Source organism: Thermotalea metallivorans, assembly GCF_001562415.1.
GTDB classification, from domain to species: Bacteria; Bacillota; Clostridia; order Peptostreptococcales; family Thermotaleaceae; genus Thermotalea; species Thermotalea metallivorans.
Map to the genome: position 1 here is coordinate 1 of NZ_LOEE01000101.1, position 1,504 is coordinate 1,504.

Below are 1,504 nucleotides of genomic sequence, written 5' to 3' on the forward strand. Positions count from 1 at the left end.
TAGCTTGAAAAATAACTCAACGTAGTTTAAAAATGGGCACACTTAAATAAAGGTACTATTGTCCTTTGAAAATTTAATAGCTGTAAGTTTAAGCCACAGAAATGTCAGTAGCTTTTATTACACCATTGGAAACGAGGAGTTTTACAGCTTGTTTAATTGCTTTCTCCTTCTGTTTTTCCAGCATTTCTTGTGGCATGTCAATTTTGTACAAATCACTTGGATTCCACATTTCGCCGGTAACAAACATATTGTAAATGGCGGTGAGTATCATCCTTGCGATAGCGATAATGGCTCTTTTTTTGTCCCTCCTTTTGCAAAGGCGTTCGTACTTGATTTTGTAGTAAGGAGCCTTGTCCGATTTCACGGCTGCATGGGCAACTTGTACCAATGCAGGTTTGAGATAGACACCGGCACGTGTAATTCGTACAGATTTCTTCTTACCGGCAGATTCGTTATTGCCCGGGGTTAGACCCGCCCAACAGCATAAACGCTTGGAGTTGGCAAACTGAGACATATCTGTGCCAATCTCGGAGATGATGGTGATAGCCGAAGCTCTGTCAACTCCGGGAATGGTACAGAGTAGACTAATGGCGCTTTCATAAGGAGCAACCATCTTGTCCAGCTTTTCATCCAGCTTGGCAATGGATTGTTGGACGAAATCCAGATGAGAGCGGATCATTACGATGCGTTCCTTTTGTTCCTTGGTCATCTGGTATCCTTCAATGGATTCAATCACGGTATCTGCTTTTTTCTTCAAGGATTTGTGAAGAAGAGACGAACAGTGAACCGGGTCAAAGGAATCAGAGGAAACCAGGTAGTCCGTGATGGAAGAGGCAGACTTGCCAAACATGTCGGAAACGACAGCATCAAGGGCTACATTGCAAACAGTGAAGGCATTTTGAAAACGGTTCTTTTCACTGCTTTTACAGGAAACAAGTTTGTAACGGTATCGGGTGTATTCACGAAGAATACGAATGGGTTTACTGGGAATATAACTTCCAGGTACCAAACCCAACCGGAAGAGGTCTCCGATCCACTTGGAATCTTTCTTATCATCCTTATTTCCCTTTACGACCTTCACCCATTTGGGATTGGCGACGGTGATACGGATGGTATCTTCCAAAAGATTGTAGACTGGAACCCAATACTTCCCGGTGGATTCCATGCAAACGTCAAAGCAGTTATTGTCGATTAACCACTGTTTAAACTGTAAGATGGAATTGTTGAAGGTGGAAAATCGCTTTTTTGAGTAATGGGGAGTGATTCCTTGCGAAGTTATGAGCGTGGCGACGAGAAAAGTCTTATGCACATCGACGCCGCAGCAGACAGGGTAAACAACTTTCATGGCACAACCTCCTTCGAAATTAGTAGTTGAGGAGGAAGACATTGACTGAATCACCACACATTTAACGAGAAGCTAAAGCAATGATTAGCTTGCGGTCTTATAGATCCACTCATTTGTGCTTGAAAGGTGATTCTTACACTGGTTAATATACTGATTTAA

Annotated in this window: 1 protein-coding gene; it reads right to left on the bottom strand. The window is 42.6% G+C overall.

Annotated elements, in window-relative coordinates; translation table 11 throughout:
* Positions 1-88: 88 nt before the first annotated feature.
* Entirely contained in the window at positions 89-1,345 is a 1,257-nt protein-coding gene (locus AN619_RS15315; RefSeq protein WP_068558122.1) for an IS110 family RNA-guided transposase, read from the bottom strand.
* Positions 1,346-1,504: the final 159 nt, after the last annotated feature.